Annotated in this window: 18 protein-coding genes; 14 read left to right on the top strand and 4 right to left on the bottom strand. The window is 46.2% G+C overall.

Features of this window, described 5'->3' with window-relative positions; genetic code table 11:
* Positions 1–10: 10 nt before the first annotated feature.
* Both metE and FPE01S_RS12115 read left to right on the top strand, forming a co-directional pair.
* Positions 11–2,329, top strand: a complete 2,319-nt coding sequence (gene metE, locus FPE01S_RS12120) for a 5-methyltetrahydropteroyltriglutamate--homocysteine S-methyltransferase (RefSeq protein ID WP_046369246.1) — start codon at positions 11–13, stop codon at positions 2,327–2,329.
* Positions 2,316–3,275, top strand: a complete 960-nt coding sequence (locus FPE01S_RS12115) for a methylenetetrahydrofolate reductase (protein WP_046369245.1) — start codon at positions 2,316–2,318, stop codon at positions 3,273–3,275. Before metE ends, FPE01S_RS12115 begins: the two co-directional genes overlap by 14 nt.
* On the opposite strand, the gene FPE01S_RS12110 is transcribed toward FPE01S_RS12115, so the two are convergent.
* Both FPE01S_RS12110 and FPE01S_RS24890 read right to left on the bottom strand, forming a co-directional pair.
* Positions 3,268–4,110 carry a 3-keto-disaccharide hydrolase gene (locus tag FPE01S_RS12110; protein ID WP_046369244.1) on the bottom strand — a complete coding sequence of 281 codons (843 nt, stop codon included), beginning with the start codon at positions 4,108–4,110 and terminating at the stop codon, positions 3,268–3,270. The genes FPE01S_RS12115 and FPE01S_RS12110 overlap by 8 nt on opposite strands.
* A 138-nt stretch (positions 4,111–4,248) precedes the next feature.
* Positions 4,249–6,828 carry an SUMF1/EgtB/PvdO family nonheme iron enzyme gene (locus FPE01S_RS24890; protein ID WP_052955731.1) on the bottom strand — a complete coding sequence of 860 codons (2,580 nt, stop codon included), beginning with the start codon at positions 6,826–6,828 and terminating at the stop codon, positions 4,249–4,251.
* 413 nt (positions 6,829–7,241) lie between these two features.
* Here FPE01S_RS24890 and FPE01S_RS12100 point away from each other — a divergent pair, with 413 nt between their 5' ends.
* From FPE01S_RS12100 to FPE01S_RS24885, 8 genes are all read left to right on the top strand, one after another.
* Complete coding sequence (locus tag FPE01S_RS12100) at positions 7,242–7,856, top strand: DUF4304 domain-containing protein (RefSeq protein WP_046369243.1); 615 nt, start codon at positions 7,242–7,244, stop codon at positions 7,854–7,856.
* Between the two features lie 518 nt (positions 7,857–8,374).
* On the top strand, positions 8,375–8,665 hold the full coding sequence (locus tag FPE01S_RS12090; RefSeq protein WP_046369241.1) for a hypothetical protein: 291 nt from the start codon (positions 8,375–8,377) through the stop codon (positions 8,663–8,665).
* A gap of 240 nt (positions 8,666–8,905) precedes the next feature.
* Positions 8,906–9,418: an alpha-ketoglutarate-dependent dioxygenase AlkB gene (locus FPE01S_RS12085; RefSeq protein WP_046369240.1), complete on the top strand. Its 513-nt coding sequence runs from the start codon at positions 8,906–8,908 to the stop codon at positions 9,416–9,418.
* Between the two features lie 191 nt (positions 9,419–9,609).
* Entirely contained in the window at positions 9,610–10,119 is a 510-nt protein-coding gene (locus FPE01S_RS12080; protein WP_046369239.1) for a hypothetical protein, read from the top strand.
* A gap of 989 nt (positions 10,120–11,108) precedes the next feature.
* The gene (locus FPE01S_RS12070; protein WP_157474007.1) at positions 11,109–11,753 is read left to right on the top strand and encodes an XAC2610-related protein; all 645 of its coding nucleotides are present in this window, start codon (positions 11,109–11,111) and stop codon (positions 11,751–11,753) included.
* A gap of 78 nt (positions 11,754–11,831) precedes the next feature.
* Positions 11,832–12,353: a hypothetical protein gene (locus tag FPE01S_RS12065; protein WP_046369236.1), complete on the top strand. Its 522-nt coding sequence runs from the start codon at positions 11,832–11,834 to the stop codon at positions 12,351–12,353.
* A gap of 143 nt (positions 12,354–12,496) precedes the next feature.
* Positions 12,497–13,285 (top strand): DUF4272 domain-containing protein, encoded by a 789-nt coding sequence (locus tag FPE01S_RS12060; RefSeq protein ID WP_157474006.1) that lies wholly within the window; start codon positions 12,497–12,499, stop codon positions 13,283–13,285.
* A gap of 237 nt (positions 13,286–13,522) precedes the next feature.
* Positions 13,523–13,993, top strand: a complete 471-nt coding sequence (locus tag FPE01S_RS24885) for a DMP19 family protein (RefSeq protein WP_157474005.1) — start codon at positions 13,523–13,525, stop codon at positions 13,991–13,993.
* A 926-nt stretch (positions 13,994–14,919) separates the two neighbouring features.
* On the opposite strand, the gene FPE01S_RS12045 is transcribed toward FPE01S_RS24885, so the two are convergent.
* On the bottom strand, positions 14,920–16,089 hold the full coding sequence (locus FPE01S_RS12045; RefSeq protein WP_046369233.1) for a DmpA family aminopeptidase: 1,170 nt from the start codon (positions 16,087–16,089) through the stop codon (positions 14,920–14,922).
* 416 nt (positions 16,090–16,505) lie between these two features.
* Here FPE01S_RS12045 and FPE01S_RS12035 point away from each other — a divergent pair, with 416 nt between their 5' ends.
* The 4 genes from FPE01S_RS12035 to FPE01S_RS12020 all read left to right on the top strand — a co-directional run bounded on the left by FPE01S_RS12035 (position 16,506) and on the right by FPE01S_RS12020 (position 20,307).
* Positions 16,506–17,915, top strand: coding sequence for a gluzincin family metallopeptidase (locus tag FPE01S_RS12035; protein WP_046369231.1), 1,410 nt, complete (start codon positions 16,506–16,508; stop codon positions 17,913–17,915).
* A gap of 31 nt (positions 17,916–17,946) precedes the next feature.
* On the top strand, positions 17,947–18,825 hold the full coding sequence (locus FPE01S_RS12030; protein ID WP_169749161.1) for an alpha/beta fold hydrolase: 879 nt from the start codon (positions 17,947–17,949) through the stop codon (positions 18,823–18,825).
* Positions 18,826–19,027: 202 nt separating this feature from the next.
* Positions 19,028–19,645: a c-type cytochrome gene (locus tag FPE01S_RS12025; protein ID WP_046369230.1), complete on the top strand. Its 618-nt coding sequence runs from the start codon at positions 19,028–19,030 to the stop codon at positions 19,643–19,645.
* 62 nt (positions 19,646–19,707) lie between these two features.
* The gene (locus tag FPE01S_RS12020; RefSeq protein ID WP_046369229.1) at positions 19,708–20,307 is read left to right on the top strand and encodes an HD domain-containing protein; all 600 of its coding nucleotides are present in this window, start codon (positions 19,708–19,710) and stop codon (positions 20,305–20,307) included.
* A 163-nt stretch (positions 20,308–20,470) separates the two neighbouring features.
* Here FPE01S_RS12020 and FPE01S_RS12015 read toward each other — a convergent pair whose 3' ends face one another.
* On the bottom strand, positions 20,471–23,650 hold the full coding sequence (locus FPE01S_RS12015; RefSeq protein WP_046369847.1) for an efflux RND transporter permease subunit: 3,180 nt from the start codon (positions 23,648–23,650) through the stop codon (positions 20,471–20,473).
* Positions 23,651–23,661 lie beyond the last annotated feature (11 nt).

Below are 23,661 nucleotides of genomic sequence, written 5' to 3'. Positions count from 1 at the left end.
ATCACTAATCATGTTGACGCACAACCTGGGCTATCCGCGGATCGGCGGCCAAAGACAACTTAAGAAAGCCTGTGAACAATATTGGGCAGCTGCAATTGACGGACCCTCCCTGCACGAAGTGGCCCGACGCATCAAAAACAACAACTGGCAAACCCAGCTTGATGCCGGGATGGACCTTATCCCCTGCAATGATTTCAGTCTTTATGATCATATACTGGACCACAGTGTGTTGCTCGGTGTTATCCCAAAACGCTATGACGCGGTGTCTGCCATTAAGGGGAAAACGGAAACGGACCGCTACTTTGCCATGGCCCGCGGCTACCAGCAGGATGGACTTGACATTACCGCAATGGAGATGACCAAATGGCTGGACACCAACTATCATTATATCGTACCGGAATTTACTGCCGGGCAAACTTTCAGCATATCTTCTGATAAGCTGTTCGATGAATTCAAAGAAGCCAGGCAGCTGCTGGGCGATAAGGCAAAGCCGGTGTTGCCGGGGCCGGTAAGCTATCTGTTACTGGGAAAAGAAAAAGAGCATGGATTCAGCAGGATCGATCTCCTTTCCAGGCTGATACCGGTATATGTTGAAATTATCGGTCGCCTTCAGGACCAGGGTGCCACCTGGATTCAGCTGGATGAACCCTGTTTGTGCCTGGACCTCGATCCCCAAGTAAAGGCAGCATTTGCGGAAGCCTATCGTGTACTGGCTGCCAGTGTAAAGGGCGTAAAACTGCTGGTGGCGACCTATTTTGAAGCATTGTCAGACAATGCGGCTGTAGCAATGAACCTCCCGGTAGCTGCCCTGCATATAGACCTTGTGCGCGGCCCCGAACAGCTGGATGAATTGTTGCCCCTTGTACCAGATCACCTTGAACTATCCCTGGGACTGGTGGATGGAAGGAATGTCTGGAAAAACGACCATGCCCGGTCGCTTATGATGATTCAGCAGGCAGTCCAGGCACTGGGTGCCTGCCGGGTACTGATCGCACCCTCCTGCTCCCTGTTGCACAGCCCGATTGATCTTGAGAGCGAAACAACCCTTGATCCTGAAATCAAAAACTGGATGGCTTTTGCCAAACAGAAATTGCAGGAAGTGGCTGCCCTGAAGCAGATAACGGAAGGAAGCGGAAGCAGCCTGTTGCAGGCTAACCAGTCGGCGATGCAAAGCAGGCTTTTGTCAGCGAAAGTGCATGTGCAGGAAGTGAAAGACCGTGTAGCCGCTGTCAGCGAAGCCTATATCAGCCGGAAGAGTGTATTCCAAACGCGGCAGCAACTACATCGCGCGCGGTTTCAATTGCCGCTGTTTCCCACTACTACCATCGGGTCCTTTCCACAGACCGATGATGTCCGCCGATTACGTGCCCAATTGAAAAAAGGAGCCCTCACCCATCAGCAGTATGAAACGGCGGTGGAGGAAGCGACCGTTGACGCTATCCGCTGGCAGGAGGAGATCGGGCTGGACGTGCTGGTGCACGGTGAATTTGAACGCAATGACATGGTGGAATATTTCGGTGAACAACTGAAAGGATTTCTGTTCACGCAACATGGATGGGTGCAGAGTTATGGCAGCCGTTGTGTTAAGCCACCAGTAATTTATGGCGACGTACAACGTGCCGGAGATATGACGGTGCGCTGGTCACGTTTTGCAGCATCACAAACCCGCAAATGGGTGAAAGGAATGCTTACCGGCCCGGTCACTATTTTACAGTGGTCTTTTGTACGCGACGATCAGCCGCGCGAAGTGACCACCAACCAGATTGCCCTGGCCATCCGCGATGAAGTAGCGGCATTGGAAAATGCGGGGATCGGGATGATACAGATCGATGAAGCTGCTATCCGCGAGGGACTTCCCTTGCGGCGTTCCAAGCGCGCACAGTACCTGGACTGGGCAGTGAAAGCCTTCCGGATTGCTTCCGCTGGTGTGGACGACCATACGCAGATCCATACCCATATGTGCTATAGTGCATTCAATGAGATCATCGAACACCTGGCTGCTATGGACGCTGATGTGATCACGATCGAAACCTCCCGTTCACAAATGGAGCTGTTGCAGGCATTCTCCAATTTCCGGTACCCGAATGAGATCGGTCCGGGTGTATACGATATACACTCTCCCCGTGTTCCCACCACCACAGAAATCGTAGCGCTGCTGAAAAAAGCTGCTGCGCTATTGCCGGTAGAAAACATCTGGGTGAACCCGGATTGCGGACTAAAAACACGAAAATGGCCGGAGACGAAATCCGCGCTTATCAACATGGTAGCAGCCGCCAGGCAGGCACGCGAAGAAATCCAAAGACCAATTGACCACTATGTTTCCCCATAAAATACATTCGGGTGCTTCAGGCATCCTCACGTATGGTATCACACCGCCCAAGTCTGATACTGCACCTGACCGCATCACTGAAATTGCAGCCAAAACAATTTCGCGGATTACCCACCTCGATCTTGATGCACTGGTGGTTTACGATGTACAGGATGAATCGGCACGCAATGCCACCGACCGGCCCTTCCCTTTCCGCAGGGCATTGGATCCCCTGCATTTTACCACCAACTATTTGTCGGAGCTCGATCTGCCGAAGATCCTGTACCGCCCCGCCGGCAACTTCACGCCGGATGAGTTATCCTGTTGGTTGGAGGCTGTGCATCAGCAGCGCTTTCACCCGGTGCTGGTAGGTAAGCCCTCTCCCGGCAGCCCGGTGAAAACAAGCCTGGAAGATGCTTACCGTTTATGGCAGCCCTATGCCGATACTACGGTACTGGGTGCGGTGACGATCCCGGAAAGGCATGCAAGGCTGCAGGATGAGGATAGCCGGATGCTGCAAAAGGCAGCAGGCGGTGTATCCTTTTTTGTATCGCAATGTGTATTCAACCTGGATTATGCCAAACAAATGACCGCCGCGTTATGGCGAACGTGCCGGCGGGAAAACCGGCGAATGCCCACGCTCCTGTTTACCCTTACCGCCTGCGGATCTGCACAAACCTTATCCTTTATGGAATGGCTGGGCATTCATGTGCCGGAAAAACTGAAGACGCAATTATTGCAGGCCGATGACATGCTGCAGGAGTCAGTGGATTTCTGCCTGAATACGGCCCGGGCATTGGCGAAATTCTGTGCCGCAGGAGAAGTGCCTTTCGGATTCAATATAGAAAGTGTTGCGATCCGGAAAACGGAGATCGAAGCTTCTATCGAAATGGTGGACAAAATCGGATTGATGTTGCAGGAGCTTGGTCTCCGCCGGCAAACCAGCAACACGATGATGGCTACTTAATTTTCCGAGTATGCAGCTGCTGGAGCACCTTATTGAGGGCTTTCGGATCGTTTCTATACGGTGACAGGTCAAACAATTCCACTTTCCTGAATTCCACGGGGTGGCTTTCACTTTGCAGGGAAATTGTTCCCTCATGAATGAGCTGACCACCGGTGAGTCCCGCGGCTTTCACCCATTTGTCGTTCCCGTCGTACTGGGGTTTGGAATACGTGAGCACGGTGTCGCCTTCCACAATATGCCTGATCAGGGAGTCGCCGAGTACAAGCACTTCAGCCCTGACCCACTGGTCACCCGCGTAGGTTTTGGAAGTGGAGTTCACACAATGGGGGGTGAACAGGTTTCCATTCATGAACACATTAGTGCCTGGCGTGCAGAGGTTGTTGGTTGACCGGGGTTCCTTACCGTTACCACCCAGCAACTGCGCTTCAAGGGAAATGGGAAAGTCCTGCTCAAGCACCATGCTTTCCGGTGTTTGTCCGTGAAGCATCAGGCCACTGTTGCGGTAGGCCCATCCGGGGCCGTCCTTGATCTGGTCACCGGTGAACCGGTATTCCACCACCAGGAGGTAAGCCGAAAAAGTCCCCTTATAAAACAAGTGGCCGAACTGTTCTTTGAACTGGTTATTGTACTGGTCGTAGGATACTTTGATCACGCCATTTTCCACGCGAAAGGTATTGCCGTAGTTCTCTCCCACCGGATGGCCTGCAATTTTTACTGTCCAGTTGTTGAGGTCTTTGCCATTAAAGAGCTGAATCCATTTTCCGGGTGACGGCGTTTTTTGTGAGATGGCGTTAATGGCTGCCAGTAAGCAGGTGAGGGTCAATAATCTTTTCATATTATTTACAATACTTGATGAATGTTGTGCAGGCTTTGCTTTTCCAAAGCTACCGTTATATAATGACCGATTGCATTTTGACTACGGCAGATGTGTCAGTTCAGGCAAACGATTGCGGTTGTGGTGTAGGCCTGACCGTTATGGTTTTAGATACTGGTCGAACCAGGCCAGTGTTTCTTTCATGAATTCAGTTACCGGAACGAGGTGCCCGGCATCGTAAATGATGATTTTCTTATGTGCGGCCGGTGTTCCCAGAAAGTTGAACATGGGCATCTGCGAAGTTTCAACGGGGAAGAACATATCGTGCCGGCCATTTAACATCAACACTGGCTGGGTAACATGCGGGAGATAATTCAGCTGGTCAGCTTCGGGCAATGATTTGTTCATGACCATGCCGCCAACATTCAGCACCACGGCTTTGATGCGTGGTTCGATTGCTGGCATGATCCCCCCCATATAGCCACCCCAGCTCCAGCCGAGGTAGCCCAGCTGATCGGCACGCAGATCTTTTCGCGTTTCAAGGTAGTCGATTGTTCTGCCGATATCCTTGCGCCACATGACCAGGTGGTCGCGGTAAAAAACAGTTTCATCCGGCAGGTCGCTTTTCAAAGCATCGTGCCGCTCGAATGTTCCCTTGAAGATGGGGCGCACCACGGCGTATCCATTCTTCAGGAGGAAATTAAACCGGTTCATGATGTTGTGGTCTTTATATGCTTTCTGGAAGATATCTCCGGAACCGGGAAAGAACAATACTACGCGGTAGGGCGGCTTTGCTTCTTTGGGCAGGTATACCCAGGCCTGCATGCGTTCCTTGTTGTAGCCTGTTTCGAAACTGACCGCTTCGGCGCGCCAGAATTCAGCCGTTATCGTGGTATCAGCTTTAGGGTCAAGGGGTACTTTATCGTAGAGGAATTGCTGTTTATAGATCTCAAATGTTTTGTCATCCACGGGCTTTTCCTTTTTGTAATCCCGGAAGGCCATTTCCACGGGGGCAGACAAAGCGGTGACCGTTGTATCGCCGGGTAAGGTCCTGATACACCGGAAACCATTCGCAACGCTTCTGTCGGTTGCTATTGCCGTATAACCATCGTTGAAAGCATAGGTAGGATCGTTCCAGCCGCCGCCCAGGATATAATGTTGCTCGTGTTGATCGCCCCTTTGGTTAAGGCACCATTCGCGTGCGTTTCCGGCGAGGTCGTACAGCCCGAAGCTGGAATACCCTTTGGTAGTGCCAACCGGTACCGCATCTTTGCCGTTGAAGTTGCTCAGCGGAACGATATTGTAGGTGCGTGAAGTTTCGGCAACGCGGCCCCAGTGGTAGATGGTGGGCAGGGATTTTTGCGCCCAGGCAGCATAGGCAGCCGCTTCGTACCAGGAGATACCCGTTACCGGGAAATTTTCCTGGCCATCGGGGTAAGTACCGGCTTCCCAGTTGGCGGGTCCGGGTTTCCCGGTTTTATCCGTAAATGCGCTGCGATCAACCGGGTACTTCCAGTAAAGGGGGTTGTTATAGCCGCCGGCATCTACAAAAACTTTAAATGCTTTGTTGGTCACTTCGTATTTGTCAATCAGGAAGGCCGGCACGTATTTCGGTCCGCTTTGTTCGAGGCCAACAATATAGATGTCCGTTTCGCTCGCGGGGATTCTAACCATACCTTCTGGCAGGGAGCCTTCCTTGTCGAGTTGCAGCGCTGAAGCGGAGTCTTTCCATAGGCGCCAGTATAGTCCCGGTCCGGCGTATTCGATGCGTTGGTAACCGGGCTTTCGGATTTCGATACGCAGGTAGGATCGCGGGAAACGGACCTGGCGGAGCGGTGTGGTACCCGCCAGTTGCCATGCGGTATCGGGCTGACCGTAATCCTTCCACCATACTTCTGCCCCTTCGGGCGCTGTTTTCAGATTGACCCTGGTGGACAATAGCGGCCACAGTTTTTGCAGTACGGAATCTTTGGAGAGATATTTTTCTGCTTCCGTTGCCATGGTGAAGGCGGCGGTGGGTGCCTGGAAATTTTCGCTGATCAGTTTCTGGATGGCGGGAATGAGTTCTGTGCGGGCACGCTGTTTTTTCATCCATGGATTCAGGAAGGCGTAAGTTGCTGCGGCAAGGAAGCCGACGAGGAAAAACACGCCGGCGATCCGCAGGCGGTTATTGTTGATTTTTTTATGATCGACAAACAAGGCTGCTTTGCCTTCCAGCTTTTTCTTCAGTGGCACTTCGAGTCCCGGGTTACTGATGGCATATACGTCAACTGGTTCCTTCACATTTTTGAGTACGTATTTGCCGAGGAGGACGGATTGAATTTCGTGGTGGTTCTTGACGTCATCGATGATTTTTCCTGATACCAGGATACTTCCCGGCACCGCCATAGATTCGAAGCGGGAGGCAATATTGACCCCATCGCCGTAGATATCGGCGTCGTCCATGACGATATCGGCCTGGTGGATGCCCATCCGGACTGGTACTACTGGATCGGTTCTCAGGAACAGCTGGGTATTGACGGCTGCTGTGACGGCTTCGAGGGCGCTGTTGAAGCTGCAGAGGGCGCCGTCGCCGCTGAATTTGATGAGCCGGCCGCCATGGAGGGCGAGTTCTGCTTCAAGTTTGTTTTTAAATTTTTCCTTGAGGGCGATGGCAGTGTGTTCCTCCTCCTGCATCATGGCAGTATAGCCCATGATGTCCGCGAACAGGATCGCAGCCAGTTGTCTGGACGGAGGCATGGAGGCGGGTTTGTCCCTTTAAGTTACCGCCAATTGCCGAGAAAACCTAAAGCGCCGGTCCAGTTCCAACCGGAACAAAGTCACCACACAAACACAACAATAACAGTTGCAACAACCATTAGAAATACCTAATATTATACGTAGAAGATTCCATAACCTTATCCCCTGCCTGCCGGTTGGTCAAACGCAACCTGTGAGTGAGGCGGCGAAGCATTCGCGAATATCAACAGGAAAATCACAGAAACATTACAAAATATCACCTTGCGCATTGCCGCAATCGCGCAATACACATTGCGCAATATTTTTTATTGGCCGCCAACCACTTAGCAAAAAATCGCAACTGCGTCTAATGGCCTTTATTACATAAACACATACGTTAGCTGTGACTTTATACCAGCACATCGTAAGTAGAAATGAAAACAACGTCAGAACTAAAGTTTGACAAAATTTTAAAGGACGGATTTTACGAAATTCTAAAACCATTGGGCTTTAAGAAAAAGGCTAATAACTTCTACTTAAAGCTTTACTCTATCGGACAAATCATTAATGTTCAGAAAAGTGCGTTTGGAAATAAAGACAGTATTAGTTTTACTATAAACACTGGAATTTTTGTCCCTGAATATTGGCTAGCATTTTATAATTACAGCGACAAAGGACTTCCAGACTATCCAACTGAACCAGAATGTCTGATTAGAAAGAGAATTGGAAACTTGAGAAACCAGCACGACACATGGTATTACATTAAAGAGCGAACAGAAGAGCAACAACTAATTGCCGAAATGAGGAAAAATCTGACAGATTTCATTTTGCCATATTTTGACCGAATGAATAGTACTGAAAAAATGCTTCAAGAGCTAGACAACTCAGATATGATGATGACACCTTTAGGAAAACTGATAGTTTATGGAGAACTTAAAAAGTTTGACAAAGCTAGACGGGAATACGAAGGACTACTGAAGAATAAAGAAAATCCTCATTTTCTAATGACTGTAAAGGAATACGGACAAAAATATGGGCTTGACAAATGAAAAAACCACAGCTAACATTGCATTGGCAATATGGCGGACGACGAATATAATCCCAGCTTTTTATTTGCTAATCAGCTTTGGTTCCGCCAGACGAACAGTACCGATCGGCAGAATAAACAATGAGCTTTTGTATCTGTAGTCATCAACGGCACCTGGCAGAAGTAACAGAGAATACCGCCACATCGCCAACGCTTTATCGTTGTGCGTCATTTTAAAGCGACACCCAAACCAATGACAGTTTCAAAGAACAATTTTCTATTTTGGGCAGAAATTATGACTGCAATTTGGTTTGCGTGGGCAGGAATAGTTTGGACGTATAATGCCGCTTTGATAATTGTTTATCCAATTGGTTTGACAAGTTTCTTTATTTGGCGGCATATAAAAAGAGGCAACAAATCAAGGAATAAATTCATTCCGAAAATTTTAGTAGCCGGACTAACACTTTCAATTTAGCATTGACTTACTTATTGAGTTTTGACTAATGAAATTCTTATTTGGACAACTGATATTACATAAATATGTTTCAAATAATTGCACACGTAAAGCCGACTGAAAACTCAAGACATTTTGCCAAGTACAAAGGAGCATATGCTGTTTTGTTCATAAACTATAAGGACATTGACGGAGCATTTGAACTTGCGAAATATTACATTAAAGAAGAAGATTGGGAAATAATAGAGCTTGAGCAAGAATATTTTGTTATTGAAGACAAAGAAGGACTGGATGAAAATTATAGTCAGTACTATGATGAAATAATAGATAGCGGATATTCTTTAATTTTCAATTTATACGAGAATGAAGAGGACTAAAAACGAACGCACAACAAAAGTATTTGCAATAGCAGGGGGCGACGGAACGCACTTCGGCAGCAGTAATTTTTTTTATCTGCAGTTGTCGGCTACCGAGCGCTGTTGAGCGTTCGTAGTTATCTTCGGCTACAAATAAAAATCAGCTTTGGTATCGGCTTGACGGAACACAGAATGCCCTGCCATCGCAAATACCTACCGTTAGCGGTAATTTAAGTGACACCACAAAATGACAATTGAAGAATGGACGGCATATTGTACATAGAGAATTTCATTAACAATCCAAATGAACTGTTTGAGTTATTATCGACCAAAGTAGAATGGGACGAACGTATGACTGCAAGAAAGACTGCAAGTTTTGGTAAAGCATATAACTACTCACAAATTGCCTATCCATTTCAAGAGTTCATACCTGAACTTAAGTTTGTTATTGAGAAGTTGAGACCTGCAATAGGATTTGAGCCAAATAATTGCCTAATAAATTACTACTTGGACGGAAAATCGAAGATGGGTTATCATTCTGACCAGACCGACATTCTAGAGAATAATTCAGGAATTGCAATTGTGTCGCTTGGCGAGACAAGAGAATTGCGGTTTAGGAACATAAGCGATCCAGAGCAGTTTTTGAGTTATGAATTACCATCGGGAAGCTTGATCTATATGTCGCAAGAAATTCAAACTAAATGGCAACACGCAATTCCAAAATCGGACACTGAAAATGGAAGAATTAGTTTGACATTTAGACAAATGAAATAAAAACTACCGCTAACACGGGTTTTGCGTCAGGCGGGCTGAAGTGCAAAACACAACAGCGGTTTTTTAATTGAACTTTAGTAATAATATTGTCTTTTGTGCTTCGATTTCCCGCCCGAACGCAAAGCCCCAAAACGTTATGCGGCATTGTGAACGGACACTCTCAAAGGTCACAGTCAGACGAATACTGATCAATGAAGGTCTTATCTACATATAAAATATTAAAAGCAAAAGCGTTCAATGAAAATATTGACGAGACCTGGGTTGACTGGGCCCTTGAAATGATGGAGGCAGGTTATCAGTCAGACAATCTTTATATTCTGGCTGGCAAGACAAAACCTTTCAATCAATTTGAACTTCACGAATTGACAAGAAATGTTTTAGAGGATTTAGGCTTCACCTATGCAGACAAAGACACTGTTCTTAAAAACTACGTTTATTATCTTATAATAAGCTCGGTTGACCATCCAGAAACATATTGCAAAACACTTCGAGAGTTAAAGAATATTTGCCAGGACTTGGATTTGGAATCAGCGTACATGGATTTCTATCTACTCTACTACGCCAAAGACGACCTGATAGTAGACGAGGTTCAGTGGTATTGGGACGGTGCAAACAGACAAAACATTGACCAAATAATTAAAGACCATTTCAAAAAATGGATGAAAGAGTTTGAGGAGCACAACTCCACAACGACCGCATAACATTGGGTTTTATGCAAGTTTGGCATGACATTGTAACCAGCAAATTGCAAAGCCAAGCTGTGGTTCTGGCTGGACAAACAATCATCAACTTTAGTACTAAATTCAACTTTATAATTTCAATTAGCAGCGGTTGTGGGCTGGCTGAATAATAATTCCCAACCTGCATATAGCCTTGCTCGTTGTGCGTCACTTTAGACAGCCCTTATTTCATGACACCAAATACCACGATTAAAAACATTTTAGTCTTACTTTCTTTGGGATTATTAGTTTGGTTGTTTATTGACAGCTCATTTCAACTCGACATAGCTGCGACAAAAAATAATGGACTAACCAATATGAAGAAAATGGAAGTCGACCGTCTTCAAAATATTGATTCTCTAAAATCTATTGCAAATACAAGCATTGACATAATAAGGAACAACACAAAGGTAAATTCTGCACTTGCTACAAAACGACTTTGGATAATTGCGACATTAGGACTGATTCAAATATGTTTTTTGTTTCTGAACAAAAAAAAGTAACTCAACGGTAAGACTATTATGGCGACACAAATCTGTCCAAATTGCAAGCTAGATTCCTTTACATGGAGCATTGACGAAGATGAAACGCCGTTGACAAGATGGGGTTGTTATGAATGCGGCTATGCTGCTTTTGAAGATGAATCATTAGAAAGAGAATGTTCTAATTAGTCACAAAAAGAAAGAGAGTAAATTGGAGGACAATTCAAAGAAATATTGGTGGTGTAGTAGCTGCAATCGAATAACAATACTTATTGAATAAAGCGAACGCACAACAAGGGGTTTTATGCAAGTCGGGAATGACCAGCAAACATCAGCTAATTGCAAATCCAGCTGTGGTTCGGGCAGGACAAACAACTTTCAACTTTAGTTCTTAAATTCAATTTTATATTTTCAATCAGCAGTGGTTATCGGCAGACGGAATTCTAAATCCCAACCTGCATAAAGCCCTTACCCGTTGTGTGCAATTATATGGACAGACCATTTATAATAATTGTGTGTATTATTTCGCTTATTGCTTTTTTCGCCAAAATGCAGGTGACAAATCTTGACACAAATACAGCAAACCAAGCTGACTCATTTAATCAAACACAACCAAAACTTAACAACGACTATACGACCATACTGTTTGGCGACAGTTCTTATATCTTGATACTGCACCTATTTGACACGACAAATAATTATGACGCAGAGAAAAACAATACGATTTTAACTTTTAGCAAGAAAGGCAGGAATCAAACAAAGGCTCTATTCCGTGATTCTATGTTTTGTATGTATCAGGACATTGACTTTAAAGACTTCAATAATGACAAAATAGCTGACATAACGGTTTTCTACTATACGGGCGCAAGAGCAAATCCGACATATCACTTATACCTGACCGATCTTAAAAACCATAGATTGATTCGGGTAAAAGATTTCGAGGAGTTACCAAATCCTGATTTAGATACGACTAATAATATCATTACAAGCATTGCTCTTTCTGGCACAAATTATTACAGCTTTTATCGTATTGACACAAAGAACAAATTAAAAAATCTAGGACACAGTTTTAACGAAAATCCAAATGATTCGACTCAATATGAAAAAGCAATTCGACAGATCTTAAAAAAATGAATAACTGCAAGCGACAGGAATGCCAATGCCCAACCTTCGCAAAGCCCCGAACGTTAGCGGTCATTTTAAGAGAACCCTATGAACAAAATAGAAGGAATACTGGACAAAAGTGATTATGAAGATTATTGGGACTTCATAAATTTTCATATTGACGGATACTGGCTTGACGAAAAGCTTGACGAAATTTATCCAAACAATATGTACAAAGGACTTATTCCGACACTTGTTTACTGGATGGAACAAGAGGACGAAAAAGCAATCGTTTGGAAAAGAATTTTACCTGACGAAAACGAGACTACAATTTGCCCAATTCTTATGTGTCCTGACGACAATGACTTTTCTTGTACATTAATTGTTGCTGAAGTAAGAAATTGCGGAGACTTGATACAATGGAAACATATTGGTATTGACAAAACAAAAAAATGGGAAGCTGAAAAAGTTGGCTCGACAGTAGAATGGTTTGACAAATTTGAAGAACTCAATTTTTCTAAATCAGACTATTTAACGATGCTTGAAACATTTAAACAACAACTACCAATTGACAAATTGCTAATTGAAGAACACATGAAAGAGTGGAACGACAAAAAAATGAGCCGATAACATGGGTTTTGTAATAGTAGGGCGAAACTGCAAAGTTCAACGGCAGATCTTCGATTGAACTTTAGTACAAAATTGAAGATTTGTGCTTCAATTGCCCCACCATCGCAAAGCCCCGAACCGTTAGCGGCAACTCTAAAGTGACCATGCAAAAACAAATTACTTATTTAATTTCTATGGGACTTCTCGCAGGATTGTTCTCACTTTTTGGGTGCGGGCAAACGAAAAATTCTAATACAAAGACCAACGCAGTTGATACAGGCTCTATTGCATTTTACCCAAAAGACCACAAGCTAACCGGGCAGGAGCGAAAGGATTTTTCTAATAGATTTCTTAAACAAAAAGGAGTTCCCACATTAGACCATCTGCCGTTAGTAGAAGATTTTACAGAAGCCAAATTCCGAGATAGAAACGAGGTTGCTAAAAAAGCAGTCGTGCTTTACGGGCTTATCTATGTAGGTCATGGAGAAAAGAGATCAGAGGAGATAATTACCTATTTCAAAAAATATAATCTTTGGAACACAGTCTCACCTGATGAAAGACAATATTTAGAAAAGGAGAATAAGACAGGTGAAGATAATAACTTAATTACCTGGCGTATTGAAAATCTCAATGTATTACTTTGGGCTTTAGACAATTTTGACACATTGAGTTTTCCTACAACAATGTGTGATTTTGGCAATTATAGAAATCTTCCTAACCTAGATACCGATCCAACTGAATGGATTGCAAAATCAAAATTGCGTGACACAGAAGACATACTAAACGAGACAGATTTGATATATAGAATCCATTGGGCAACAACCGAAGCTCGTTTAAAAGGCAGGAAAATGCCTGCTGTTTTAAGTGAGGACATTGTAATGGAGAGGCATTTTGCGTTAAACTGGCTGACGATGTATGCCGATGATTGGGACGACATAACAACCGACACGTAAAAAGTGTGCCACTATCATTGGGTTTATGCAAGTTGGGCATGCCCAACAAACAGCAACAAATTTGCAAATCCATGCTGTGGTTCGGGCAGGACAAACGTCTTTGAGCTTTAGTTCTTAATTTCAACATTAGCTTTTCAATTGGCAGCGGTTGTGGGCGGAAGAGTATGAATTCCTACCTGATAAAGCCCTGCTCGTTGTTTGCAAACCAATCGCCACGTTCCAAACCATAAAATCGTTATGACAAAAATTCCAATCTTAGACACTTTATTAAGTTCAGAAGACACCAATGGAAGCATTATCGAACTTGACAATTTCATTGGTGAACTCTGTGAATATGGCGATGACATTAGCAAGTTGACAGACTACCAGAAAAGTTTTTACCTGAACCAAAACCTGGAAAGAGAAATTAATAATGGTGGTTTCAATCAATATTTTCGTAATTCTAGTGGTGACAATGCTCACGAAACAATTTTATCGCTCAAAGCAATTGGCGCTGACAGCACAGCGGACATTCTTCAAAAGGCAATTAATCAATTCCCCAATAAAAACGTTCCAAAGGACAGAGATGAACGAACTGTAATTGTTGAACAGATTGAAGAAACTGCCGACGAAGTCTGGAGCGACCTTGACCAGAAATTTCATGAATACGAAGACGACTTAAATACTTTAAATATTGAGTACGTTAAAAAGTATAAAGAGTTTTTTTGACAAATAGTTAAACAAAATGGTAGCCAAATATCGTCCGGCAAAATTTGGCTGCACAATTAACTTCAGCTATTTGCAAGCATCGGCAGCAGTTCCAGGTGTGACGTCTAATGAATACCGCCACAGCAGCAAGCCCTGACCGTTAGCGGCAACCTAACTAATCCAAGATTATGAGGATGTTGTTCTTTCTCCTTTGTTTCATTTGTGCAGTTCAGACCAAATCACAAACTGTCAATATTGACACTTTTTCGTTGAAGCGTTCTGAATTTATCAAATCTCACTGGACAGAGACAACCTTTGTTGACACGTTATTAAACACAAAGGACTCATTGATCATTCATTCTAAAAATGCTATGGGATTCACTCGGCAGAAGATCGATATAAAAAATGTCACCGGTCGTGTTCAGCATTCTTATACAAACTACATTGACACAAATGGCTTAATAGCATATAGAGAGCATTGGAGCTTTACATGTCAAAACACTGATCCTAATGATTATGACGGCATTTTAGACAATTATCGAAGGTATGTCTACGACAGCAAAGGGACATTGATTAGTGAATATGTACATGATCTTTCTACCGGCACTTGGAGATATAACTACTTGTATACTGACAACGGAGACAGGTATTCAAAGTCATTACGAATAAAACGGAACGAGTTTTGGGCTGACTGATGCCGCTAACAGCTGATTTTGCATCAGCGGGGCTGAAGCAAGGTCGAGCTAAACAGTAGTTCATATTTCGGTCTCGGTTCTGCCCGACCCAGCGCAACCCAGCATCTATAATTTGTCTTCACCTTTTAATCTAAATTCGGCTTCAGTTCATTTTCTCAGAAAGGCACAGCTGCAGTCCTTGCTTAATTTTCCCTTTTGCAGACCAGACTATAGAGTTTTGGAAGTGGAAACTCAGCTTGACAAACTATAATTTCACTTCAACCGGTTGTATTTTTTCAGAATCTCCTTTACCGCCTGGTGGGGCAATGCATAAGCCTTATTACCATTAATGCCTTCCATGGTTTCGGCCGCTACCATCGCATTGATCACAGCTTCTTCCGTAGCGCGAACCGTCGCCACGAAAAGCGCATTGATCAGATCATTGGGCAGATCATCTGAGGCAGTAAATTTCTCCCGCTGGAAGGCCGTGGTATTGGCAGTGGAGAACGCCAGGAAAATGTCGCCGGAGCTGTTTTCACCAAAACCTCCCAGGTTGGCGATACCCAGCGGCACCCTCGCTGCGATCCGTTTCAGTTGGTGTGGCAGCAATGGTGCGTCCGTTGCCACCACCACAATAATCGATCCTTGTCCCGGTTGGTAATCGGGCGACCCTTTCAATTCGTAATTCAGGGTATCCTTCAGTTCACGGCCAATCGGAACACCCGCTACCTGGAAATTCCGTTTGCCCCCAAAGTTGGACTGCACCAATACACCCACAATATAGGTAGAATCCTTGATCTTCACTACTCTTGATGCTGTACCCGTGCCACCTTTAAATCCCAGGCACATCATCCCGGTACCGCCACCCACATTACCTTCCCGCAGCGAACCGCTTTTGGCACTGTCCAGCGCTGCCCAGGCATGCTCCTCTTTCACATGGAAGCCATAGATATCATTGAGAAATCCATCATAAGTCTCTGCCACCACCGGGTAGGTATACCAGAAATCTTCCTTGTACCAGCCCTTCTTCACATACCATTTCAGCACGGCATCCCGCACCACTCCTACGCTGTTGGTGTTGGTGATCATAATCGGTCCTTCCAGGAAGCCGGATTCCGTAATCCAGGTAGTGCCGGTCATTTCGCCATTCCCATTCAGCGCATACCAGTTGGCGTAGACGGGATTATTGTTTTTGCCTCTCGGCAGAATAGCGGTGACCCCGGTGCGTACCGGACCTTTACCCCTGATATTCTTTCCGGTTCCTGAAATGATGGTGCTGTAGCCCACTTCTACCCCTTTCACATCCGTGATGGCATTATAGGTTCCCGGCGTTCCTTCAAAAGGGATTCCAAGGTCGCGGGCGCGGGGTTTCGGCTGAGCGTTGCTGTTGTTGGCCAGCATGAGACAGAAGAGCAGGGCTGCTGCTTTTACCTGGGGTAGCATTGGCTTTGAATTTTGGAATCTAGCTAAAAGCTATCATCCTGTATATTACTGAAAGTAACGGGAAAAGTAGGCAAACCCAGTCCGCAGGCTTTCTCGCCGGCTCCAGCCATTGGATGGTACAGGAACAAACTGATCTGGAACGAAAAGAGCTAATGGACTTCTTTACGGGGAAATCATCCCGAAGGCCGAGAAAGGCTTTTGCCATCAGAAAGCCATCAAATTGAGCACTCCCTTCCGCTTCCGCTCCGGAACGGGTTTTATGAACGATCTGTGGTTCATGTTCGAATCAATTCCGAATGAATTGAGGTAAACGTATGTTTCAGCACATATTTCACCATACTTCGGAACAAATTTCATCATACAACGGAACATATCCAGGAAAAACATATATTTTAAATCCGCAAACCGGATTTCCTATGTCAAGAAGAATTTTCCTGCTCTTATTTCCTGTTTTGGCCTTTATTCAGATCGCCTATAGCCAGGATACCATCCCCCTGCTTACCGGAAAAGTAACCCTTTCCATTACCAAAGGAACAATAGCGTGCGATTTCACCCTGAGCGATATTCCTGCCATTGAAAACTACTATATAAGGATCAACTCCGGCATGAACATTCATGCTTTCCGGGACCTCGACTACAATAACCTGATCTATTACGAGAAATCCTTTGCCGATACGATGTCTACCGGGGAAACCAATGCTTACTATTTCCCCGCGGGAAATGAAGGAAAAAGAAAATACCTGCCCCGGAAAATTCAGTTCCGCTATGTGGGCATGTACCCGGTAATTCGCGAGGGTTCCGGTGACTTCAGCGTGGAAGACTGGAAGGGAAACCTTTCCTTTAACGGATACTCTTTACGGGTAGATGGCATGCAAAGCGCCTGGTATCCTGTTTTGTATGACATCAACAATGACCGCAGGTATGACAAGCTGCGGTATGATATAGAAGTGGATTGCGCCGACTGCAACAGCATTTATGTGAATGGCTCATTACCTGTAAAAGGTTCAACGGCACGCTTTCAAAGTACCGTCCCCTACCAGCTGACGCTGTTTTCCGGGAAATATGATTTTAATAATATCGGCGGGAGTTATTTCCTGAATCCGGATCTCAACAGCCAGGACCTTGAGCAATTTGCCACCATCACCAACCGGTTCAAATCCTACCTGCAGGGAAAATTATCGATCCCCTACAAGGGTAACCCGGTATTCATCCAGACAACACCTACGTCAGAGAAAAATTCCTGGTTGTTTGTTTCCTATCCTACCATCGTCAATATTGGCCGCGGGCAATGGGGCATGAAAAAATTCATCGAGAAGTCCAGGGCTGACTGGGCCCGCCCCTATATTGCGCATGAGCTGGGGCATTACTATTTTGGCACTTACAAAGTATTCAATTCGGCACTGGGAGACATGATGAGTGAAGGCTTTTCCGAGTTCCTGTCTTACAAGGTCACCAAAGACCTGATCAGCGACAGTGTTTATACCACCACCATCAGGAAAAAGGCAAGCATGCTGACTGGTTTCAAAGTAGTGCCGTTTGCCAGGGTCAACACCAGGAATGACTATCATGACAGGGAATTGTATGTATACTATTATGCACCGACAATTTTTCTCGCTATTGAAAAAGAGATCGGGGAAGGCAACATGTGGAAGTGGCTGCAGGTCCTGTTGAATACCCCCACCCAATTCACCGACTATGCTTTTCTCAGGAAAACACTGTATACCACTTTGAACAATTCTGCCCAGTCGGAAGCAATCGAAAAAAAATATTTTACTTCCGACAGTTCAATTGACAATGCTTTACAGACACTTAAGCTATCCCAATAACACGCCAGCACATGCAGGAAAAAGGTATATCATGGAACAAATAAAAATAACAACATCAGCAGGACCAATAAAATCACTTTGGGTCCTGCTGTTTGTGCTTTCAGTATCGTTTCCGGCCTCTACCCTACTCGCCCAGGTCAAGGCAAATCCCAATGGCCATTTCATGGAGGTAAACGGAGCAAATATTTATTACGAGGAATATGGCCAGGGTGAACCGTTGATCCTTTTGCACGGATTTGGCCGTACACTGGAAGACTGGAGGCCGTTCATTTCCGAATACGCCAGGACCTACCGGGTGATCGCCTGGGATATGCGGGGACATGGACGATCGTCCAATCCGGACACAGGCGTGGCGTTCCTGCATAAAGTTGCCGCAAAAGACCTCCTGTTGCTCATGGAGAAATTAAAACTGGGAAAAGTCAGCGCTATCGGCCACAGTTCCGGCGGAATACTGTTGTTGTATGCCGCAACGATAGAACCCGGTCGATTTGTAAACATCATACCGGTCAGCGCGCAGACATTTTTCGGTCCAGAGGTCAGGAGTTTTATCAGTCAAAACGCAAAGCCGGAGGACTACATGAAGTTCAATGAAATGGAAGCGCAACACGGTAAAGAAAAAGGCATGATACTGGCCAGGCAGTTTTATCACTTTCATGAGTTAAAGGGCGACCCCGATATACGAGATGAAGACCTTAAGAAAATCAGTGCCCACACACTTGTCGTTCATGGGGACAATGATTTTGTCCCGGTTTCGCAGGCCTGGGAAATGTTCCGGCATATTTCCAGTGCACATCTGTGGGTAGTACCCAATGGCTGGCACATGCCACATCTCGGCAAATCAAACACGCCGGACTTTATCCGGCAAACAACAGCATTCCTGCATGGAGACTGGAACCCGAGGCAGGAATAGCAGACTGAAACAAGTTCCCGGCTAACCGATAATTTATTGGAAGGAATTTCTTAGCTTTTACATGGAAATACATTTCCGGCCTTTCTTACATCCCGATCCGCTCTCCGAGAACAGGTTAATCGTGAATGGTGATTAGGTTATTTGTGTGATACCCTATCAGGTTTGGTTACACAATTGTTCATTACCATAAAACCGCACGTTTATGAGAAAGTCCCTTCTACTCATTACCGGCCTGGTACTTACTATCGCTTGCCTGTCCCGGTGTTCAAACAACAAAGCTGATGTGCCGGCAACCACTGTCGCCACTACTGAAGCTGAAAAACCAAATTTCGGAGGATTTGACACCCAGGTGAAATGGGGCGAACACCTCGTTACTATCGGTGGCTGCAATGATTGCCATACCCCCAAGAAAATGACACCTGCGGGGCCCGCGGATGACAGTACATTAATGTTATCCGGACATCCTGAAACTTTACCTGCACCAGAAGTTGACAGGAAGGCCATGGAAAGCAAGGGTCTTGTAGTAACCTCAGATTTTACCGCCTGGATCGGTCCGTGGGGCATTACCTATTCGGCAAACCTGACACCTGACCCTTCCGGCCTGGGCAATTGGACGGAAGAACAATTCCTTTATGCCTTGAGGAATAGTATCAGTAAAGGAATGGCTGGTGGACGACCATTGATGCCACCCATGTCTATGATGCCGGTTAAACACATGAGTGACGATGAATTAAAGGCCATATTTGCCTACCTGAAAACCATTAAGCCAGTAAAAAATGTTTCCGTCCAGCCGACTCCCCCGGCGTTAGCCAGGAAGTAGCCGTCGCGTAAAGATTATTCCGAAATTTGCCGGCGATACCACGCCGTTAAAAATTTGGAACCATGCATCCGGAAGACTTATTAAAACAGGTTGCTTTTATTAAAGAGATTGACAAACTCAAATACATTCAGCGAAAAACAAAATTGTTTAACAGCGATCGCCCGGAAAATGATGCTGAACACAGCTGGCACCTGGCCATGATGGCGATTGTACTGGCAGAACATTCCAATAAGCCGGTTGATGTGCTTAAGGTACTGAAAATGGTCCTGATTCACGACATCGTGGAGATTGATGCGGGGGATACTTTTCTGTATGACGCAGCAAAAAACCATACCAATACTGACGAAGAAATGGTTGCTGCACAACGGATCTTTGGTCTGCTGCCTGATGCGCAGGCCGAAGAACTGATATCCGTCTGGAAAGAATTTGAAGACGGTCAGACGGATGAAGCAAAATTTGCAAGGTCTATGGACAGGTTTGAACCTTTACTGCAGAACACCTCCAATGATGGCGGCACCTGGGCAGAATTTAATGTCCCTTACCACAAAGTGTACGAAAAGAAAAAGGCAATTAATGATGGATCAGCTGCCATCTGGAAATATGCAGCGCAGCTGATCAACGAAAGCGTTGACAAGGGCATTTTGAGAAAAGATGGAGCATGATATCCCAGGAATGTGCCGGGAAAGTGCTGTGAATGTGCTGTGAATGAGCCGGCGCAGTGCAGGAAAGGTGCAGCAAAAGTGCTGGCCAGGTGCGGGAAAAGTGCTGGAAAAGTGCTGAAAAATAATAACGGCCGGTCCTTTGTGAACCGGCCGTTTTACTTCATCAGATATGCGATGGATCGAATCCGTGACTATCGGCATGTTCCAGCGGCGTATAGTCTTCCACCATTTGTTCGGCAATGGTGGTGTTGTTTTTCTTCTTACTGAATTTGTTGATCAGCTTATCGAAGATGGCATACATCACCGGCACCACCACCAGGGTCAGGAATAATGAACTGATCAATCCCCCGATGATCACCCAGGCCAGGCCATTTTTCCATTCGGCTCCCGCACCCTTTGCCAGCGCAATCGGCAGCATACCGATCACCATGGCAATGGTGGTCATCAGGATGGGTCGCAGACGGGCATGGTTGGCATCAATCAGTGCCTGGTAAGTGTTGGCGCCTTCTGCTTTTCGCTGGTTGGTAAAGTCGACCAGGATGATGGCATTTTTCGCCACGAGGCCGATCAGCATGATCAAACCCAAAATGGTAAACAGGTTGAGTGAATTGTTGGTCAGCGCCAGTGCCAGGAAGGCACCGATGATGGCCAGCGGGATCGAGAACAATACCACGAAGGGATATACAAAGCTGTCGTACAATGCCACCATGATGAGGTATACGAGTACAATGGCCGCAAGCAGGGCAATGCCCAGTGAGCCAAATCCTTCGCTCTGGTTTTCCATATCCCCACCCCACACATAACTCACACCAAGCGGACGGGGCAGCTGGTCGAATTTCGCCTGCCATTCGGCTGCGACTGTTCCTGATGGCCGGCCCACTACCTGCGATTGCACAGTTACAGACGTGCTTTTATCCCTCCGCTCCAGCTGACTGGGACCGCTGCTTTCATTTATCGCAGCAAACTGCGACAGGCGGATCTGTTGCCCCTTGTCGTTAATGAAAACCAGGTTGCGCACATCGTCCATACTTTCCCGGTTGAAATTCTGGTAGCGGATATTGATATCGTACTCATATTCACCCTGGCGGAATTTCCCATCGGTGTTGCCGCTGAAAGCGGTTTGCATGGTACTGCCCACCACGCCGAGCGAGAGGCCCAGCGCCGCCATCTTGTCGCGATCTACCTGCACATTGATTTCAGGGTTACCTGCTTCAACCGAGAGCTTCATTTCCGAAGCGCCCGGCACCTTGCGCAATTCGCTCATGGCGCCATTCGCAAATTTCAACACGCTGTCGAGTTCGGGACCGGTGACCACCAGCGCAAGCGGTGCCTGTTCAGCTGTTCCGAGAATACTCACGGGAACTGTCTTCACTTTGGCGCCCACCAGTTGCTCCTGCAATTCACGTTTTACTTTGACGGCATAGATACTGGATTCATCTTCCCGTTCAACCCGAGGCACCATCTGCACGTTGATCTCCGCTTTATAGGCGGTGGACTGTGTAGCCCCCATGCCCCCGTCGCTGCTTTGTCCGACGGTAGTGATCAGCCTGGTCACTTCCGGTTTGTGTTTTAAAAACTCTTCCGCTTTGCGGGCCATGGCATTGGTTTGTTCCACCGAAGCATCTTTGGGCATTTCTATCTGTACCAGGAATTCGCCCCGGTCAGATTTGGCAAAGAACTCCGCACCGATATAACCGGCACCTACCAGGAAGAAAGAACCAAAGAACAAGGCCAGCATCACCAGCAGGGTCGTCTTTTTATGACCCAGGCACCATTTCAACAGGCCGGTTACCCAGTTGGTGAAATTGTAGAGCAGCCTTTCAAATCCGACAATTATTTTTCCAAAAAAGTTTTTGCCGGTGATTTTTTCCAGTTTGCCGAAGCGCGAGGAGAGCCAGGGCACAATGGTAAAGGAGCTCAGTAATGATAACAAAGTGGCAATGGATACCGTTACGCAGAACTGCTTCAGGATATCGGCGGCGAGGCCGGTGCTCATGGCAATCGGCACAAATACCACTACAATTACAAGTGTAATGGATGTCACGGTAAAGCCGATTTCTTTGGTTGCATCAAAAGCAGCCCTCACGCGGTTCTTGCCCATCTCCATGTGCCGGTAAATATTCTCCAGTACCACAATGGCATCATCCACCAGGATCCCGACCACCAGCGACAGGGCAAGCAGCGACATCAGGTTGAGGGAATACCCCAGCAGCTTCATAAAAATAAAGGTGGCGATCAGGGAGGCAGGTATGGCCACCATCACGATCAGCGCATTTCGGATGCTGTGCAGGAAGAACAACATCACAAAGGCCACGAGTACGATCGCCAGGATAAGGTCGTGAATCACGGCATCGGCCGACTGCAGCGTGTACACGGAACTGTCGCTCGCGATGTCTATTTTCAGGCCGGTGCTGGCATAATCCTTTTCCAGTTTTTTTACAATTGCGGTTACCTCCTTACTTACCGATACGGCATTGGCATCAGATTGTTTAATGATCTGCAACGCGATCGCACTCTGGCTGTTTACGCGGGCAAGCTTCTCAACATCTTTCTGAACATCCTGCACATCTGCGATATCGCGGAGTCTCACCTGTACCCCATCTTTATTGAACACCACGAGGTTGCGCAACTCTTCCACATTGCGGTATTTGCCCGCGAGGCGGATCAGGATATCTTTCTGCCGCGTTTGAACACTACCGGTAGGAAAGTCGAGGTTGGAAGTCAGGATGGCTTGCTGCACCTGTGCCAGTGATAACCCAAATCCTTCCAGGCTTTTTGCGTTGATATTCACCTGGATCTCTCTTTCCTGTCCGCCGATGAGATTCACCTGGGCGACACCACCTACCCTTGACAACACCGGCGAGATCCTTTTGTCCATCAGGTCATAAAAGGCCGCTTCACTGGTTTTGCCGGTTGCTGCCAGGGTCATGATCGGCAGGTCGTCGAGCGAAAACTTATTGAGTGATGGCGGATCCACGTCATCCGGCAGATCGCCCAGGATGGCGTTTACTTTCCGTTGCGCGTCATTCAAAGCCAGGTCAACATCGGTACCACTGTTCAGGGTGATCGTCACGATGGAGAGGCTTTCGAAGGATTTTGTTTCTAATTTTTTGATGTTTTCCATGGAGGACACGGCATCTTCGATTTTCCTGGAGACGGTGTTTTCCACTTCACTGGGAGAAGCGCCCGGGTATACCGTGGTGACCGACACTACGGATGGCGAAAATTTCGGTAACAGCTCATAGTTGAGCATGGTATAACTGAGCAGTCCGCCGAGGATCAGTACTGTAAACAGTACGATTACCAGGGTCGGCCGCTTAATGGATATTTCTGCAATTTTCATGATAGTCTTTT

This window comes from Flavihumibacter petaseus NBRC 106054 (genome assembly GCF_000974785.1).
GTDB classification, from domain to species: Bacteria; Bacteroidota; Bacteroidia; order Chitinophagales; family Chitinophagaceae; genus Flavihumibacter; species Flavihumibacter petaseus.
The sequence above is the reverse complement of the archived record's forward strand: the minus strand, read 5'-3'. Positions and strand labels throughout refer to the sequence as shown.

Coding starts and splice junctions, on each gene's coding strand:
- metE (WP_046369246.1), top strand. CDS start 11: ATGTTGACGCACAACCTGGGCTATCCGCGGATCGGCGGCCAAAGACAA.
- FPE01S_RS12115 (WP_046369245.1), top strand. CDS start 2,316: ATGTTTCCCCATAAAATACATTCGGGTGCTTCAGGCATCCTCACGTAT.
- FPE01S_RS12110 (WP_046369244.1), bottom strand. CDS start 4,110: ATGAAAAGATTATTGACCCTCACCTGCTTACTGGCAGCCATTAACGCC.
- FPE01S_RS24890 (WP_052955731.1), bottom strand. CDS start 6,828: ATGCCTCCGTCCAGACAACTGGCTGCGATCCTGTTCGCGGACATCATG.
- FPE01S_RS12100 (WP_046369243.1), top strand. CDS start 7,242: ATGAAAACAACGTCAGAACTAAAGTTTGACAAAATTTTAAAGGACGGA.
- FPE01S_RS12090 (WP_046369241.1), top strand. CDS start 8,375: ATGTTTCAAATAATTGCACACGTAAAGCCGACTGAAAACTCAAGACAT.
- FPE01S_RS12085 (WP_046369240.1), top strand. CDS start 8,906: ATGGACGGCATATTGTACATAGAGAATTTCATTAACAATCCAAATGAA.
- FPE01S_RS12080 (WP_046369239.1), top strand. CDS start 9,610: ATGAAGGTCTTATCTACATATAAAATATTAAAAGCAAAAGCGTTCAAT.
- FPE01S_RS12070 (WP_157474007.1), top strand. CDS start 11,109: ATGGACAGACCATTTATAATAATTGTGTGTATTATTTCGCTTATTGCT.
- FPE01S_RS12065 (WP_046369236.1), top strand. CDS start 11,832: ATGAACAAAATAGAAGGAATACTGGACAAAAGTGATTATGAAGATTAT.
- FPE01S_RS12060 (WP_157474006.1), top strand. CDS start 12,497: ATGCAAAAACAAATTACTTATTTAATTTCTATGGGACTTCTCGCAGGA.
- FPE01S_RS24885 (WP_157474005.1), top strand. CDS start 13,523: ATGACAAAAATTCCAATCTTAGACACTTTATTAAGTTCAGAAGACACC.
- FPE01S_RS12045 (WP_046369233.1), bottom strand. CDS start 16,089: ATGCTACCCCAGGTAAAAGCAGCAGCCCTGCTCTTCTGTCTCATGCTG.
- FPE01S_RS12035 (WP_046369231.1), top strand. CDS start 16,506: ATGTCAAGAAGAATTTTCCTGCTCTTATTTCCTGTTTTGGCCTTTATT.
- FPE01S_RS12030 (WP_169749161.1), top strand. CDS start 17,947: ATGGAACAAATAAAAATAACAACATCAGCAGGACCAATAAAATCACTT.
- FPE01S_RS12025 (WP_046369230.1), top strand. CDS start 19,028: ATGAGAAAGTCCCTTCTACTCATTACCGGCCTGGTACTTACTATCGCT.
- FPE01S_RS12020 (WP_046369229.1), top strand. CDS start 19,708: ATGCATCCGGAAGACTTATTAAAACAGGTTGCTTTTATTAAAGAGATT.
- FPE01S_RS12015 (WP_046369847.1), bottom strand. CDS start 23,650: ATGAAAATTGCAGAAATATCCATTAAGCGGCCGACCCTGGTAATCGTA.